The sequence below is a fragment of the Winogradskyella pacifica genome (genome assembly GCF_013403915.1).
Classification (GTDB): Bacteria; Bacteroidota; Bacteroidia; order Flavobacteriales; family Flavobacteriaceae; genus Winogradskyella; species Winogradskyella pacifica.
Window position 1 is genome coordinate 1 of sequence record NZ_JABFDI010000040.1, and the last position, 2,461, is coordinate 2,461.

The following is a 2,461-nucleotide window of genomic DNA, read 5'->3' on the forward strand; positions in this document are numbered from 1 at the left end:
CCGGAGACCTGGTGGCGGTCGCGGTATCGCGACGCTGCGAGTGGGTTGATCGCGTAGATCTGGTAGCCGGCCGCGATCAGCGCGTCGACCCACAGGCCGCGGTCGGTTTCGATGCCGATCACCACCTCCTCAGGGGCGTGGGCGTGCGCGGCCACGATGTCGTGGAACCCGCGAACACCCGCCAAACCTTCGGGGAGCCGGCGCGCGGCCAGCCTGGTGCCGTGCTCGTCCATCACGTGAATGTCGTGATGATCCTCGGCCCAATCGTCGCCTACAAAGATCATCGGATCACCTCCTGTATCGAATGTGCGAAACCTGTTCGAGCCGAGGGCCGCCCGGCGGCAACCTAATGGATCAGTGCTCGTGGCACGACACCCCATCAGCGCTACAGGAAGCCCCACCGACCGGTCGGGGCACGATCTAGCTTCAGGAATCGAACACAATTCCAGGGCCCAGCAGTACTCACCGACCGGCGGCTCCACGACCAGCGTCCCCCGCCCGAACCATCATCCGAACGAGGCTCGCCGATCGACCCCCATTAGTGGCCTACGGGGGCCAATGACCCGGTAAGCCTGAATACACCGATGAAGTGACAACTGAGCGCGAGTCATAAACGCGAAATGCCCTGTCGTGGTGAAAGAATTGAACTTCTCAGAGAAACAATTCAGCAACCAGGAAGGGCATCTCGCAGATGCAACTATCTCACACCCGCCCTGTCACCGCGGCACACTTCGACGACCCCAACCTCGTGTCCTGCGCCGGACTGGTCCCGATCATGGCGTTGGCCGAACAGTCCGGGCTCCTCGCCCTCGCCGACACTCACCTGAGTGTGCCGACCGACAAGGGATCCAACGCCGGCCGCAAGATCGGATCGGTGGTCGGGGGCATGATCGGCGGCGCCGACTCGATCACCGATCTCGGGCGGATCCGCCACGGAGCGATGGGCGTGTTGTTCGATCGTCCCTACGCACCGTCGACCATCGGATCGTTTCTCCGGGCGTTCACCTTCGGTCACGTCCGACAACTCGACGCCGTCGCCTCCCGGTTGTTGTGCGCACTCGCCGAGCGGACCCCGGTGGTCACCGGAATCGGCACCGAACGGGTGCTCGTCGACATCGACGACACCATCGTCGAAGTACACGGGCACAGCAAACAAGGATCCGGATACGGCTACTCCGGGGTCCGCGGCTTGAACTCACTGATCACCACCGTCAGCACCAGTGCTGCCGCCCCGGTGATCACCGGGCAGCGCCTGCGGAAAGGCTCGTGTGGATCCTCCCGCGGCGCGAGGCGAATGATCGCCGACACCCTCGCCGTCGTCGAACGACTCCGCACCGCCGCGGCCTCACAGGCGAACACAGCATCGGGAACCACACCAGCGCAGACGATCACCGCGACGAGGCACACGCCGTTGGTGCGGGCCGATTCCGCCTATTTCGGGTACCCCGCCATCGGAGCTGCGCTGGCCGGCGGCGCGGACGTCTCCATCACCACCGGCCTCAACTCCGTCACCCGAGCCGCCATCGCCACCATCACCGACGATGCGTGGACCCCGATCGAATACACCAACGCACTCTTCGACGAAGACACCCAACGGTGGTTCAGCGCCGCCGAAGTCGCGGAAATACCGTTCACCGCGTTCGCTACCCAGAAGAAAGCGCACCGCATCCCAGGACGACTGATCGTGCGGCGGATCCCGGATCTGCGACCGAAGAAGAACCAAGGCCAACGTGAACTCTTCGACGTCTGGCGCTTTCATGCCTTCTTCACCACCACCGACCCTGCCGATCTCGGCACCGTCGCCGCCGACAAACTCCACCGCCACCACGCGATCATCGAGCAAGTACACGCGGACCTGAACAACAGTGCACTTGCTCATCTGCCGTCGAGTCGGCACGCCGCGAACGCTGCATGGTTGGTGTGCGCAGTGATGGCATTCAACCTCACCCGCGCCGCCGCGACCCTGACCGGTGACCCGAAATTGACGAAAGCAACCACCGCCACCATCCGCGACACAATTGTCACCGTACCCGCGCGGGTCGCATCCTCTGCCCGGAAACGGACCTTGCATCTCCCAACGAACTGGCAGTGGGAAATACCGTGGACAACCCTGTTCGACAGCGTGATCGGACAGAATCCACCGCTCACCGCCTAACAGAAACCTTCCTGCCCGACCACGAGATGAAAAACCCAGTGGAACAACCCGACACCGAGGTCGGACGATCACCCACGCCCATACCCGCATCGCAGCGTCACAACGAAACTCGCAGCCGGCACATCAGCTCATCGGTGCATTCAGGCTTATTGACCGTCAGTGGTCACTTTCGTGTCCGCCTGTGGTCAGTTTTTCATGTCCGCCGACACACATCTGCAACGGCTGTGTTCTCGACCTCATAAACCAGTGGATCGCACTGTGTTACACACTGATCGGGCTTTGCTTCGCCGATACCGTCGATCACTT

2 protein-coding genes are annotated in these 2,461 nt (G+C 62.8%); one reads left to right on the forward strand and one right to left on the reverse strand.

The window, feature by feature from the left end:
• On the reverse strand, positions 1-284 hold a 284-nt coding region (locus HM984_RS17980), incomplete at its 3' end, for an IS110 family transposase (RefSeq protein ID WP_179350087.1).
• A 407-nt stretch (positions 285-691) separates the two neighbouring features.
• Between HM984_RS17980 and HM984_RS17985 the strand changes: the two genes are divergently transcribed.
• Entirely contained in the window at positions 692-2,155 is a 1,464-nt protein-coding gene (locus HM984_RS17985) for an IS1380 family transposase (protein WP_179350088.1), read from the forward strand.
• Positions 2,156-2,461 lie beyond the last annotated feature (306 nt).

Coding starts and splice junctions, on each gene's coding strand:
- HM984_RS17985 (WP_179350088.1), top strand. CDS start 692: ATGCAACTATCTCACACCCGCCCTGTCACCGCGGCACACTTCGACGAC.